This window comes from Thalassospira sp. MBR-102 (assembly GCF_040549275.1).
GTDB classification, from domain to species: Bacteria; Pseudomonadota; Alphaproteobacteria; order Rhodospirillales; family Thalassospiraceae; genus Thalassospira; species Thalassospira xiamenensis.
On record NZ_JBEPTC010000012.1, the window covers coordinates 136,315 to 149,742 of the forward strand.

Consider the following 13,428-nt stretch of genomic DNA (forward strand, 5'->3'; position numbering starts at 1 on the left):
GGCTCGAATAATTCGGGGTAGGGGTTTAAAAAGCGCAGCCTGAACAAAGATATAGTCAATCTGTGTTTGGAACCGGGCGGTGCCAGGGGAATGTTCCGAATTTCGGCGCGTTACGCACCCGGAAATGTATTCGCGAAGTTCGAAATCTGTCGGTGCTGTAAAGGCGTTATTAAGGGTGCCATGCAGATGATAGGCGAATTCGTCTTTGCGGATGATGTGACTTCCTGAATTGGGGGCAGGAAGGCGCAAGGATTTCGAGGCAGCGCAAGAGGACCCTTTGGAAAAGCTTCTCAAAAGTCGAACGACGGCACTTCGGAACGAACGGAATCGTTTCGCTGCACTTGCGTTTGTGTGGGGGGATCTTCTGCTTGAACTGGATGACGATCTGAGGATCGTGTTCGCATCCGGGGCGGCAGATGGCATGATGGGCCGGTCCGCAGCCGACCTTGAAGGACATAGTCTGCAATCGGTTCTGGCCTCGCAATTCCGGCCGCTGGTTCAGGAAATGCTGTATGTGGCGCGCCGTCGTGGCCGTATGGACAATATCCAGGTGCGGTTTATTCGCCCGGATGAGCAGTTAAGCGCCCCGGTTTCCATGAGTGGTTATTTCCTGCCCGATCTTGGCGATCATTTCTTTGTTGCCCTGCGCGTTGCGATCAATACGCTACCCCATGATGTGGCGCGATCAATCAGGCGCGATGAGGCAACCGGACTGATGGACGAGGAAAGTCTGTCCCGGGTGGTGACCGAACGCCTGATGGCGCAACGCGAAACCGGTGCAGAACACAAATTCACCCTGATGACATTGAATGCCTTTGATCCGCTTTGCAAACGCATGGAGCAGATCGAACGGGATGAAATGCTATCCAGTATCGGTGCATTTCTAAGGGCGCATTCCGTTGCCGGGGATACTGCGGGCCGCCTGAATGGCAATCAGTTCGGTATGTTGCACCGGCCCGATGTGCCAGTTGGCGAACTTGAAGATCGGATTGCCGATTGTGCGCGGGACGCCGATCCGGAAGGCAAGGGGGTGGAGATTTCCACGTCTGTTACCGACTTTACGGCCGAAATGATCCCGCCCGGCGATCTTGCTCGCGGGGTGCTTTATTCTATCCGCCGGTTCTGCGACCGGCAGGAGCACGGATTTACATTTTCGCGCCTGATAGGCCAGACCCCCAATCTGGTGAATGATACCTTTTCGGCAATGCGCGATTTCGGCATGCGGGTTGACCGTCTGAAATTCGATGCGGTTTATCAGCCGATCGTGCGGTTGCCATCTGCGGAAATCCATCATTTCGAGGTCTTGGCGCGCTTTTATGATGACGATGGTAATCTTATTCCGACGGAACGACTGATCAGCTTTGCCGAACAGGTCAATATGATCCACAGGCTGGATCTGGCGATGATGCGCCGGACCCTCAAATGGATCCGTAACCAGCTGGACGAGGGCATCGATGCACGTGTGGCGGTCAACGTTTCGGGTCATAGCATCGAAAACCCGGATTTCTGCCGGTCTGTGATTGCACTGTTTGAACGCAATCGCGACACGATGGGGCAGTTGATGATCGAGATTACCGAAACGGCCGAGATTACGGATATCGATACCGCATCAACCTGGATTTCACGGTTCCGCGATTTTGGTGTTGAAATCTGTCTGGATGATTTCGGTACAGGAGCATCGAATTTCCGATATCTCAGTGCGTTGGATGTTGATTATGTCAAAATAGACGGGGAATCGATCCGACAGTCATTGAAGGCAACCAAAGGCCGTGCATTCCTGAAATCGCTGGTCGATCTTTGTCATGAACTGAAGGTCGAGGTCGTGGCCGAAATGATCGAAACCGAAACCATGCGCGAAATGGTCACCAAGGTCGGTTTTGACTATGCCCAAGGATATCTTTTCGGTAAGCCCGAAAAGGACATTACGCTTTACTGGCGCAATATTAATGATCCCAAACGGTAGTAAGTTCAGTATCCGTTAGTCACCGTAAAGGTCGCCATTCTGAGCCTGTGTCAAAACCCCGTTAGATTGTTAGCGGGGTTTTGCATAAGCGAGAGTGTTTTCATTTTGCCGGGAAGAGCGAGAGCCTTTCGATGATGTTTTTGACCCCCAGAATGTTGATTTAATTCGTTCTGGTACGATGTCGCCTGTGTCACCGCGTGATGGGCAATTAGTCCGTGGGGGTCATCTACCGCCGACTGAAAATTGTAGTCGACAACCACTTGCGTCTGCCCCATCTCTTCCATCAAAAGCACCGATTGGGTCAAATCGGCTTTCTGCGCACGCAGCTTTGCCAGTGTTGCACGCAGATCGCTCTGGCAATGCAAACAACAGAAAGCGTGCATCAAAAAGCCAGCGGATGATCGACCGCTGGCTTCAGGAAAAAACGTCAACGTATTTTAGGACGGCACAGCTCGGGCAGTTCCGTCGGTTGAAACGAGAATCAATTTTCTGTTTTCAGCAAAAAGGCCGATGCATGCACCGGCCTTTCTTAAATAACGGGTGTCAGTCGCCTTACTCGGCGGCTTTGACTTCGGCGTTGCTGCGGATTGCAGCATCGCGAACGTCGGCAGCGACATGTTCTTCGAACTTCGCGAAGTTCTTTTCGAACAGGCTGGTCAGGTTCGCGGCGGCTTTGTCATAGGCAGTCTTGTCTGACCAGCTTTCACGCGGGTTAAGGACTTCGGCGGGGATGTCACCACACGCGGTCGGGTATGCCAGACCGAAATACGGGTCGGTCGCGAAGTCGGCATTTTCGAGTTCGCCATTGAGCGCCGCGTTCAGAAGGCCGCGGGTATAGGCGATTTTCATGCGCGAACCGACACCATACGCACCACCGGACCAGCCGGTATTGACCAGCCAGCAATTTGCCTGATGTTTTTCCATCAGTTCGCCAAGCAGCTTGGCATAAACCGACGGATGACGCGGCATGAACGGTGCGCCAAAGCAGGCGGAAAACGCCGCGGTCGGTTCCTTGACGCCTTTTTCGGTGCCAGCAACTTTTGCGGTGTAACCCGACAGGAAGTGGTACATCGCCTGTGCCGAGGTCAGCTTGGCGATCGGCGGCAGAACGCCAAACGCATCGCAGGTGAGCATGATGATGTTTTTCGGGTGACCACCACGACCGTTTTCCGATGCATTCGGGATGAATTCGATCGGATAGCTTGAGCGGGTATTTTCGGTGTGACGGGCATCGTCGAGGTCAAGCTCGCGCGATTGTTTATTCATCACAACGTTTTCCAGAACCGTCCCGAAGGTTTGGGTTGTGGCATAGATTTCCGGTTCTGCCTCTTTGGAAAGCTTGATCACCTTGGCGTAGCAGCCGCCTTCGAAGTTGAAGACGCCATCTTCGCCCCAGCCATGTTCATCGTCACCGATAAGCGTGCGTGATGCGTCGGCCGACAGGGTGGTTTTGCCGGTACCCGACAGACCAAAGAAGATCGCGGTGTCGCCGTCCTTGCCCATATTGGCCGAGCAATGCATCGGCATGACGCCTTTGGCCGGAAGAATATGGTTAAGAACAGAGAAGATCGATTTCTTCATTTCGCCGGCATACCAGGTGCCGCCGATGATCACCATTTTGCGTTCGAACGAAACGACGACGAATACTTCGGAACGGGTGCCGTCGACTTCCGGATCAGCCTGCAGGCCAGGAGCGTGCAGAACGGTGAATTCCGGTGCGAAGTCGCGAAGTTCTTCTTTCTGCGGCTGAATGAACATGTTGCGCGCAAAAAGATTGTGCCATGCATTTTCGTTGATCACGCGAACCGGCAGGCGGAAACGCGGATTCGAACCGGCATAGCAGTCCTGAACGAACAGTTCGGTGCCCTGGAAGTAAGCGCGCACTTTTTGATACAGGCGCTCGAACACTTCCGGGCTGACCGGGCGGTTAACGTCGCCCCAGTCGATGTCATTCTTGGTGCCTGCCTCTTCGACGATAAAGCGATCCAGAGGGGAACGTCCGGTATGCTCGCCTGTCAGCGCAACAAATGCGCCACCCTTGGCAATTTTACCTTCCTGACGACGGATTGCATGTTCGTAGAGGCCGGCAGCGTCCAAATTCCAGTGAACGGCGCCAAGATTCTTGAGGCCATGGGTTTCAAGGCCTACACGGCTGACAACGGGTCCTGATTGCAGCACGGATCTCTCCTGGTGGGAATTGAGTCTGGGGTTAATAGTCAATTCTACACAATCGGTATGTGGGTTAACCGTTTGCGTCGCGACATATTGTTACAAAGGTGTCTCAAAAGCAACCTGTCCTTTGGCTCAATACCAAGGAAAACGTAGACGTTTTTGCGTTTGCGAAAAGTCACCTTTCGAAAGTGATAATTAAATCTTCGTTGCCAAATTCAGGACACCTGACCGCGCGATTTTTTACACATTTCGACCAGAATATCGCGCGCTTCGCCGGGGCTGCGGATTGTTTCGGTGAAGTTGACCCGCAAAGGTCGGGAATCGGCAGAATTGCATTCCAAATCCATTCCATCACAATCAATGGCGACCATTTTCCAACCGTCATTCTTATCCTGATCGGTGAAATATCCGACAATGTCGGCTATCGCATCGGCATGATCGGAATTCATGTGGAAAATGACTTCATCATGGCCATCAATCAGTGGTTGGCAGCCATCAATCACAAACTGGTTTCCCGTTAGTCGGCGCTGTTTGCCAAACCCGCCAACCCAGTAAACCGCCTCTACCGCAACGTGGTAAAAGTCAAAATCGGCGAAATCGGCATATTGGGCGGCATCGGGATGGGTTTGAAGGTAGCGTTGGCGTGTTTCCGGTGCGTGATCGGCAACGGCCCGGCCAAAGATCGTCAGTCTGGCATTATCCGTATCGATCCGCTCGCTTTGTCCGGCATCGATATTGCCGTCGGTGAAAAGAAGCGACAGACGCGGATCACGTCGTAAATGACGGGTATGATCCGCCAGATCGGAAATCAGCAGAATGGGGCTGCCATCAATATGCGCAGCAGGGACAACGATTGACGTCACCGGCCAGCCATCGCCGACCTGTTTGTGATCACAGGCGGTTGTAGCCATCACGGCATGTAAGGCACGTCTCGTCATGCGCCGGAGTTCTGCCGCTGCATTTCCGTTTTGCTGTGCAAGGCTCGACATGCATACGCCCCTTTGATGATCAGGGTTTTTATTTAGGATTGGTTGTTGCCGTCCGCAATGTCTGGTCTGGCTGGGTTACAGGCCTTTGTCCCCGGTCGTGATCAGCGGTTCGGAAGTGGTCGAAAGACGCCGTTTGCGGATGGTTTCCAGCAGCCGTTTCTTGCTGCCGTCACTCATGCCCATCCATGCGCCGATTTCATCGCCGGTGCGAAAGCATCCGATGCAGTACCCGGCGACCGGGTCAAGAACGCAAACGCCAATGCAGGGGGATTTGACAGGCATGATTTTCCAAGCTGGTAACAGGATTGATTGCCTGCATAGAAAACACAAAGCCCGCCAGGATCAAGAGGGTAATAATCCGGCGGGCTCTGTTACGTGTGGTAATCTGGTGGGGGTGAAAGCCCTAGAGGCGGTCAAACCAGTTGCGGACCTGACGGTCGGCCTCTTCGCGTTTAACGCCATAGGCTTCCTGAACCAAGCCAACCAGTTTTTCCTGCTGGCCTTCGATCTCATCAAGATCATCGTCGGTGAGGCGGCCCCATTCGCGCTTGACGTGACCACGCATCTGTTTCCAACGGCCTTCAATCTGGTCCCAATTCATCAGGTGTTCTCCTGTTTCTTTCGGGTTGTTTGCTCGTTCGGTCCGGAAATTTTATCTGCATGCCAATGGCATGCAGCTTTTCCGGTTGCCTGATCATAAAACGGCTCGGAGTGTTTTTTGTTCCACGATGCCTGGATTGCTTCCTCTGCCGGGGCAGGGGTGCGGCCCGCTGACTTGCCATATTCGCCTGTGACGGGTATAGCCGAGCCAGTTTTTTCATTGGAGTGTGTGTGAGCGCACCATCGGCGTGCAGCACGGAGGACAATATGCGCGGATATTTCGGGATCGGGATCGAAGGGGCCAGCAAGCCCTTTAACGTGGGCACGCTGTTTCGTTCCGCTCATGCGTTTGGTGCCAGCTTTGCCTTTACGGTGGATGCGGATTTTCGTGATGAACGGGCCAATGTGGCCGACACATCACGTGCGTCCGAGCAGATGCCCTACTATCACTTCCCGGATCACGATCATCTGTTTCTGCCCGATGGATGCCGGATGGTTGGTGTCGAACTGACACCTGATGCGATTGAACTGCCAAGTTTCAAACATCCGTCGCGCGCGGCCTATATTCTTGGGCCGGAACGTGGAAATCTGTCGCAGGAAATGCAGGATCAGTGCGATTTCATCATCAAAATCCCGATGAGCTTCTGCGTGAATGTCGCGATTGCTGCCAATATCGTGATGTATGACCGCCTGATCAGTCTGGGCCGGTTCGCCCCGCGCCCGGTACGTGCTGGTGCCCCGACCGAGCCAAAGCCCGAAGCCTTTTATGGCGGCTGGATTTCACGCACGCGTGACAAACGCAAAGCAGATCCGGAAAAGTTTCGTCAGGCTCCGCCACCCGATTACAGTGTGATCGACGGGACGCTGGATGACGACGACGATTAAGGCATAAAATGAAGCAACGACCGCGAGGGAGGGGCGCGGCCGTTGCGTTTTCCTGACCCGGTTTCATCGACAGGGGGAGGTCGATGACAGGGGGATGGGTCAGGTAATCCGGTCTATCGTATCGTTTCAGGCGGCTTGGACTGTTGCTTCATCACCATCGAAAATCTCAGCCTTTTCGGGCAGAATGCCGTGCGGGTTGCGAAGCAGGTTGGCAATCATCCGCATTCCGACATCGCCTTGCAGGGTCAGCAGGCTTTCGGGATGGAACTGAACCGCGCTGATCGGCAGGCTTTGATGACGTATCCCCATAACCACACCGTCATTGCTGCGCGCGGTGACTTTAAGGTCAGCTGGCAGGCTTGCCAGGTCGGCAAATAGCGAGTGATAGCGCCCAACAACGATTTCATCGGGAAGGCCTTCAAACAACGGATCAGACGGGTCCAGTTTCACCTTAGACGGTTTGCCATGCATTGGTGTGTCGAGTTGACCAAGTGATCCACCAAAAAATTCGACAATCCCCTGTAAACCAAGACAAACACCAAAGACCGGAAGCCCCGCGGCAAGGGCACGTTCGATGCTTTGGCGCAGACCATAATCATCGGGGCGCCCCGGACCAGGGGACAGGAACACCAGATCCGGTTTGAAATCATCAAACGCCTCATCCGGGAAACCGGGGCGGAGCGTTAATGTTTCGGCACCGGTTGCACGGATATAGCTGGCAAGGTTTTGAACAAAACTGTCTTCGTGGTCGATCAGAAGCACGCGTTTGCCAACGCCCGAAATGGTCGGATCAATGGTGGCTTCGTCCTTGGCATCGCGGGTGACGGCATCAATCATGGCCGATGCCTTCAACACGGTTTCGGCTTCTTCGGCGGCAGATTCACTATCAAACAGCAATGTCGCACCCGCGCGAACTTCGGCAACACCCTGTTTGAGACGCACCGTGCGTAATGTCAGGCCGGTATTCAGATCGCCATTGCACAGAACCGCCCCGATGGCCCCGCCATACCATGCGCGCGGGCTGCGTTCGACTGTTTCGATATGTTTCATGGCGGCCCGTTTGGGCGCACCGGTAACGGTCACAGCCCAGCAATGCGTCAGGAAGGCGTCAAGCGCATCGAACCCCTCGCGCAGGCGGCCTTCGACGTGATCGACCGTGTGAATCAGGCGGGAATACATTTCGATCTGGCGACGGCCAAGAATTCTGATGCTGCCGGGTTTGCAGACGCGTGCCTTATCGTTGCGATCAACGTCGGTGCACATGGTCAGTTCGGATTCTTCCTTGGCCGAATTCAGAAGGGTTCGGATATTTTCCGCATCTTCGATCGCGTCGCGACCGCGCGCGATGGTGCCCGAAATCGGGCAGGTTTCAATACGTTGACCGGTGACGCGGACATACATTTCCGGCGATGCCCCGATCAGATGTTCACCGTCCCCAAGATTGATCAGGAAACCATAGGGTGCCGGATTACGGCGTTTAAGGCGGCGGAAGATTTCCGACGGGGCAGTTTTGCATTCGGTCCGGAAGACGCGGCTTGGCACGACTTCAAACAGTTCACCGCGCGCAAATCGTGGCTTGGTGTCATCGACAACTGCGGCGTATTCGCCGTCTTTCATATCATTTTCTACGATGCCGTTCGCACCATGTGATGGCGGGTGATCTTGGGCAATGCGATCTAGCCCGGCGGTACTATGGCCATCTGGTGCAATGAAGTCATATTCAAAAAGGGTCGCGACCTTGGACGCATGGTCGACCGTGATCATCTGGTCGGGTAGATAAAGATGGACATCCTTGTGATCACTGCTGCGGTCCTGGGTCAGTGCAATTTGTTCGAAATGAAGGGCGATGTCGTAGCCAAAGGCACCGTATAGACCCAAACGTTCCTCGCCCTTGTGGGCAAACAGATCGCGAATGGCCCGGACAACGGAAAACAGGCTGGGTTGTTGACTGCGTTCTTCTTCGGGGAACCAAGCGGCTGCTTTGCCGACATAGCCGTAAAGCCCGTCATCGCCCTTGGTCAGGCCTTCGATATGGGCGTGACCGGCAAGGACATTTTCAATCATTGGCAAAAGTACCCGGCCGCGATCATTTAGCGCCCGAATGGCAAAGCCGCGTTCGCGTCCGGTGATTTCCAGCGGTGGTTTGGCAAAGCCCATGTCCCAGCGCGAATAACGACCCGGAAACTCGTAGCTTGAAGACAGCAAAACGCCCTTGGTCCGATCAAGCGCGTCGATCAGGCTTTCGGTGGCATTTTCATAGGTGATTTCTGTCTGGCGGCGAATAACGGCGATGCCGCCATCGGTGGTATATCGATATTCGCTACTGGTTTCAGAAGTCGGGTTGGTCACGTCAAATACTCCGTTTGCGGGGCGCTGCCGCAGGAGCAATGTGACTTTTCAGCAGATAGGAAAAAGGTCTGAAAACACAAAGCCGCCTGCGAAGATCAGGCGGCCGGTTGTTTCAGGGCATGATAATTGGCCGCCCGCTTATGCGGACCACCACCAACGATTGGAAATAAGGATTGGGTTCATGCCGTGTGTTTTCATGTTTCAAACTATGGTCAGCGATCAGGCGGGCGTCAAGCATTTTGATCAGACGATTATTCGCCCGGTTCGGAAACTTCGAAACGAAGCGGTTTATGGCAATGTGGACAGGACAAAAGATCGTCTTCGTGATTGTGATGAATGTCGCGGATGTCGGATATGATTGACTGGGCCTGTTCATCGCTGATGCCAAGTTCGTCCTGATGGGATCGCAGCCTTTTTCGCACGGCCTCCGTCAGGCGTTTTCCCGAAAGCTGATGGGCGGCTTGTTGGCGATAGGCCTCCTCGCGGCGGCGCAGTTCACTGGAAAAGGCGGATGCCAGAATACCGGCAGGCACCGCGACGATGCCGATACCCGTTAGTGAAATCAGACTTGCGATGATTTTACCGAGTGCTGTGATTGGTACGACATCCCCGTAACCGACGGTGGCAAGGGTGATAACGCTCCAGTAAAGGGCACTGGGCAGGTTGCCAAATGCGTCAGGTTGGGCTTCGTGTTCAGCAAGATAAATGGCGCCGGCGCTGAAAACCAGCATGCAGGCCAGCGCCGCGCTTGCGGCACCAAAGATGCCCATCTGCTGACGAAACACCATCAGCATCAGTTCAAGGCCGGTAGAATAGCGGGTGAATTTCAAAAGCCGAAGCAGACGGACAATGCGGATGAACCGGAGATCAATCGACGTGAAAAACAGCAAGAAGACCGGGAGGATCGCAATCAGATCAACCATTGCCATCGGTCGCAGCATATAACGCAAACGCCCCCATTTCCCGGAAAATTCCGGGTTATCGGGGGCGGACCATACGCGCAAGACATATTCAACGGTGAAAATCGCCGTGCAGATCAGCTCAATGACCAGAAACAGTATAAAAAACTGTTCGGCCAATTCATGAACGGTGTCGAGAATGACGCAGATAACATTGATCACGATCAGCGAAGCAAGGATCAGATGTACCGTCAATGACACCCGTGATTGACGGTCGACCCCATGCAGCAAATTCTGAACTTTTGATCGAAGCGTTCTTTCCATTTGACCCCATACGCTAACGGGGCACCAAACACCGCCCGCAATTGTCCGATAATTGCGGGGATCGCTTCAGAAATGGTTAAAGAGGATGCTGATACAGCGCGGTCGGGTACTAGTAGCCCTTTGCCGCGCGAATGAAATCGGCAATCTTGCGCGCGTCTTTCACGCCTTTGGTCTTTTCAACGCCAGACGATACATCAACCCATGGTGCACCGGAAATGCGTACCGCATCGGTGACATTATCAGGGTCAAGCCCACCGGCGAGCATCCAGCTGCTTTTGAAACTGCGCCCGGTCAGAAGAGTCCAGTCAAAGCTGACGGCGTTGCCGCCGGGTAGAATGCTTTCTTTGGGCGGTTTAGCATCAAAAAGCAGAAAGTCGGCGACGCCATCGAAGTTTGCCGCAGCGGCATCAATGTCATCGGACGTACTGACCGAAACGGCCTTCATGACGCGCAGACCGAATTTTTCTTTTACTTCTGCGACCCGTTCCGGGCTTTCCTTGCCATGCATCTGGATCACGTCAAGTCGACCGGCCTTGATCGCGTTTTCAAGGGCTTCGTCACCAGCTTCAACGAACAGGCCAACCTTAAGGATGCTGTCCGGTACGCGCTCGGTCAAAGTAGTGGCGCCGTTAAGCGATATGTGACGCGGGCTTGGTGGAAAAAAGACATAGCCCAAGGCATCTGCACCGGCACTCATCGCGGCCATTGCGGCGTCTTCGCTATTGATTCCACAGATTTTGACCATGCAGCTCATTGGGGTGTCCTGTCTTGTAGCCAATTCAAACTTCCGTCCAAGTCATTTGGTCCTAGCAGAAAGTGATCCCGACCAACAGGATATTTGCGAATTTAGGTGGCTTTCCACTGGCGAGATGGCTGTTGCTGCGCTATTTTCCCGGCCATGAGCAAGCACACAGGCCCAGCCGGGGGCGAAAACGGCGAAAAGACAACCCATTTCGGTTTTCGGGATGTTCCGGAAAGCCAGAAGGCATCCATGGTGCGTGAGGTTTTCGATACTGTCGCGTCCAAATATGACTTGATGAACGATCTGATGAGCGGCGGTGTACACCGTTTGTGGAAAGATACGTTTATCAACGAGCTGAAGCCGCGTCCGGGCATGAAGCTGCTGGACGTTGCCGGTGGCACCGGGGACATTGCATTCCGGTTCCTGAAGAATGGTGGCGGCTCTGTCACTGTGTGCGACATTAACTATGAAATGCTGCATGTCGGTCGTGATCGCGCGGTGGATCACGGGTTGCTGAAAAACATCAACTGGACTGTTGGCGATGCGCAGAAACTGCCACTGCCCGATCATTCGGTTGATGCCTATACCATTGCCTTTGGTATTCGGAACGTGACGCGGATTACCGAAGCCCTTTCCGAAGCCTATCGTGTGCTCCGACCGGGTGGAAAATTCCAGTGTCTAGAGTTTTCCAAGGTAGTGGTGCCGGGGTTTGATAAACTTTACGACACATACTCCTTCAAGCTTTTGCCTGAAATCGGTCGCTTCATTGCCGGGAATCGCGAAGCATATCAGTATCTGGCCGAAAGCATCCGTCAGTTCCCCGATCAGGAAACTTTTTCATCCATGATCCGCGATGCCGGGTTCGAACGGGTGAAATATCGCAATCTTTCCGGTGGTATTGCCGCCATTCATTCGGGCTGGCGGGTATAGGTGGCGACTGAATGATAAGGTTCGTTCGCAACAGCTTTCGACTGCTTGGAATGGCTAGGACTTTGGCGCGTCATGATGCGCTGTTTCCACTTGCCCTTGTGCCGGGTGGAAAGGTTCTGGCGTTTTTTGCCCGACTGACAGCACCATTTTCACGTCGATCCGATTTGCGGCCGGGGCGCCGGTTGGCCCGTGCGCTTGAAGAATTGGGCCCCGCATTCATCAAGCTTGGCCAGACACTGGCCACGCGTGCCGATCTGATCGGGGATGATGTTGCGGCTGATTTATCAAGCCTGCAGGATAGATTGCCGCCATTTTCGGCCAAGATTGCCAAGCGGATCATTACCGAACAGCTTGACGGGCCGTTTGAAACCCTGTTTTCCGAGTTTGATGATACGCCTGTTGCGGCGGCATCCATTGCGCAGGTGCATTTTGCCACCACGTCCGATGGGCGAGAAGTTGCCGTCAAGGTGCTGCGCCCGGATATCAAGACGCGCTTTGCCCGTGACCTAGATCTGTTTTACTGGGTGGCGGAGATTGCCGAACTGACGCAACCGCGCTTGCGTCGTCTCAAACCGGTTGAAACCATCAAGACGCTGGAAGACAGCGTGCATCTTGAAATGGATTTGCGGTTTGAAGCATCGGCAGCATCCGAGTTCCGCGACAATTTCGAGGCTGATCCGACCTATTATGTGCCGCAGATCGATTGGGAACGGACGGCGGAACATGTGATCACCATGGAACGGGTCAAAGGTGTTCGCATCGACAATGTCGAAGCCCTGGATCGCATGGGTGTTGATCGCTCTGCCCTTCTGGCGAAGGCGGCGGGGGCATTTTTCCAACAGGTTTTCCGTGACGGCTTCTTCCACGCCGATATGCATCCGGGCAACCTGTTTGTCGACGAAACCGGTAAGGTCAGCATCGTTGATTTCGGGATCATGGGGCGTGTTGACCGTCAGACGCGCCTGTACCTCGCAGAAATGCTTCTTGGCTTTCTGACGCGTGATTATCGCCGTGTCGCCGAGGTGCATTTCGAAGCGGGATATGTCCCACGTAACCAGTCGCTTGAAAATTTCCAGCAGGCGTGCCGTTCCATCGGCGAGCCGATTCTGGGAAAGGAACTGGCCGATATTTCGGTCGGGCGCCTGTTGGGGCAGCTTTTCCAGATTACCGAAACCTTCGGGATGGAAACCCAGCCGCAGCTTCTGATGTTGCAGAAAACCATGATTGTCGCCGAGGGGCTTTCGCGTATTTTAAGCCCGAACGAGAATATGTGGGAATTGTCGCGTCCGCTGATTGAGGAATGGATGCGTGAAAACCTTGGCCCGGAAGCAAAGATTGCCGAAGCTACCCGACAGGCAGGGACCATGTTGCGCCGGTTGCCTCGCGTTCTTGAGGCCGCCGAACAGGCATCGGCTGTCTTTACCGATCAGGGGTTACGCCTGCATCCTGATACGGTTGCCGCGATGCGTGGCCGGTCAAACGGGCAGCGCAGTTCCGGTGGAGTTTCCAAGCAATCCATCCTGCTTTGGGTCGCGATTGCAGCACTTGCAGTCGCCCTGTTCGTCAAATAGAGGA

At 54.3% G+C, this 13,428-nt stretch carries 12 protein-coding genes; 4 read left to right on the forward strand and 8 right to left on the reverse strand.

All coding sequences use genetic code 11. The features are described from left to right. The first annotated feature begins 277 nt into the window (after positions 1-277). A complete protein-coding gene (locus tag ABIE64_RS18370; RefSeq protein ID WP_071239355.1) occupies positions 278-1,963 on the forward strand; it encodes an EAL domain-containing protein in 1,686 nt (561 codons plus the stop codon). A 50-nt stretch (positions 1,964-2,013) separates the two neighbouring features. Here the strand turns inward: ABIE64_RS18370 and ABIE64_RS18375 are convergent, their stop codons facing one another. The 5 genes from ABIE64_RS18375 to ABIE64_RS18395 form a co-directional block, all read right to left on the reverse strand. Further along, positions 2,014-2,394, reverse strand: a complete 381-nt coding sequence (locus ABIE64_RS18375) for a hypothetical protein (RefSeq protein WP_139192055.1) — start codon at positions 2,392-2,394, stop codon at positions 2,014-2,016. Between the two features lie 121 nt (positions 2,395-2,515). Continuing rightward, positions 2,516-4,141, reverse strand: coding sequence for a phosphoenolpyruvate carboxykinase (locus tag ABIE64_RS18380; protein WP_071239357.1), 1,626 nt, complete (start codon positions 4,139-4,141; stop codon positions 2,516-2,518). Between the two features lie 209 nt (positions 4,142-4,350). After that, positions 4,351-5,124: a HugZ family pyridoxamine 5'-phosphate oxidase gene (locus ABIE64_RS18385; protein WP_354378207.1), complete on the reverse strand. Its 774-nt coding sequence runs from the start codon at positions 5,122-5,124 to the stop codon at positions 4,351-4,353. A 75-nt stretch (positions 5,125-5,199) separates the two neighbouring features. Next, the gene (locus ABIE64_RS18390; protein ID WP_071239359.1) at positions 5,200-5,406 is read right to left on the reverse strand and encodes a DUF1289 domain-containing protein; all 207 of its coding nucleotides are present in this window, start codon (positions 5,404-5,406) and stop codon (positions 5,200-5,202) included. Between the two features lie 121 nt (positions 5,407-5,527). Then, positions 5,528-5,725 carry a CsbD family protein gene (locus ABIE64_RS18395; RefSeq protein WP_037989411.1) on the reverse strand — a complete coding sequence of 66 codons (198 nt, stop codon included), beginning with the start codon at positions 5,723-5,725 and terminating at the stop codon, positions 5,528-5,530. A 266-nt stretch (positions 5,726-5,991) separates the two neighbouring features. On the opposite strand from ABIE64_RS18395, the gene ABIE64_RS18400 reads away from it, so the two are divergent. Next, entirely contained in the window at positions 5,992-6,609 is a 618-nt protein-coding gene (locus ABIE64_RS18400; RefSeq protein ID WP_007091844.1) for an RNA methyltransferase, read from the forward strand. A gap of 126 nt (positions 6,610-6,735) precedes the next feature. On the opposite strand, the gene ABIE64_RS18405 is transcribed toward ABIE64_RS18400, so the two are convergent. The 3 genes from ABIE64_RS18405 to ABIE64_RS18415 all read right to left on the reverse strand — a co-directional run bounded on the left by ABIE64_RS18405 (position 6,736) and on the right by ABIE64_RS18415 (position 10,935). Continuing rightward, positions 6,736-8,958, reverse strand: coding sequence for an anthranilate synthase component I (locus ABIE64_RS18405; protein WP_354378208.1), 2,223 nt, complete (start codon positions 8,956-8,958; stop codon positions 6,736-6,738). A gap of 251 nt (positions 8,959-9,209) precedes the next feature. After that, positions 9,210-10,181, reverse strand: coding sequence for an ion transporter (locus ABIE64_RS18410; RefSeq protein ID WP_007091846.1), 972 nt, complete (start codon positions 10,179-10,181; stop codon positions 9,210-9,212). A gap of 109 nt (positions 10,182-10,290) precedes the next feature. Further along, on the reverse strand, positions 10,291-10,935 hold the full coding sequence (locus ABIE64_RS18415) for a phosphoribosylanthranilate isomerase (RefSeq protein ID WP_007091847.1): 645 nt from the start codon (positions 10,933-10,935) through the stop codon (positions 10,291-10,293). 144 nt (positions 10,936-11,079) lie between these two features. Here ABIE64_RS18415 and ubiE point away from each other — a divergent pair, with 144 nt between their 5' ends. Then, positions 11,080-11,853, forward strand: coding sequence for a bifunctional demethylmenaquinone methyltransferase/2-methoxy-6-polyprenyl-1,4-benzoquinol methylase UbiE (gene ubiE, locus ABIE64_RS18420; RefSeq protein ID WP_354378209.1), 774 nt, complete (start codon positions 11,080-11,082; stop codon positions 11,851-11,853). Between the two features lie 11 nt (positions 11,854-11,864). After that, the gene (gene ubiB, locus ABIE64_RS18425) at positions 11,865-13,424 is read left to right on the forward strand and encodes a 2-polyprenylphenol 6-hydroxylase (RefSeq protein ID WP_037989415.1); all 1,560 of its coding nucleotides are present in this window, start codon (positions 11,865-11,867) and stop codon (positions 13,422-13,424) included. Positions 13,425-13,428: the final 4 nt, after the last annotated feature.

Bases quoted from the DNA above. Each gene is read 5' to 3' on its own strand.
- ABIE64_RS18390 (WP_071239359.1), bottom strand. From the start codon at position 5,406: ATGCCTGTCAAATCCCCCTGCATTGGCGTTTGCGTTCTTGACCCGGTC.
- ABIE64_RS18400 (WP_007091844.1), top strand. From the start codon at position 5,992: ATGCGCGGATATTTCGGGATCGGGATCGAAGGGGCCAGCAAGCCCTTT.
- ABIE64_RS18415 (WP_007091847.1), bottom strand. From the start codon at position 10,935: ATGAGCTGCATGGTCAAAATCTGTGGAATCAATAGCGAAGACGCCGCA.
- ABIE64_RS18410 (WP_007091846.1), bottom strand. From the start codon at position 10,181: ATGGAAAGAACGCTTCGATCAAAAGTTCAGAATTTGCTGCATGGGGTC.
- ABIE64_RS18395 (WP_037989411.1), bottom strand. From the start codon at position 5,725: ATGAATTGGGACCAGATTGAAGGCCGTTGGAAACAGATGCGTGGTCAC.
- ABIE64_RS18385 (WP_354378207.1), bottom strand. From the start codon at position 5,124: ATGTCGAGCCTTGCACAGCAAAACGGAAATGCAGCGGCAGAACTCCGG.
- ubiE (WP_354378209.1), top strand. From the start codon at position 11,080: ATGAGCAAGCACACAGGCCCAGCCGGGGGCGAAAACGGCGAAAAGACA.
- ubiB (WP_037989415.1), top strand. From the start codon at position 11,865: ATGATAAGGTTCGTTCGCAACAGCTTTCGACTGCTTGGAATGGCTAGG.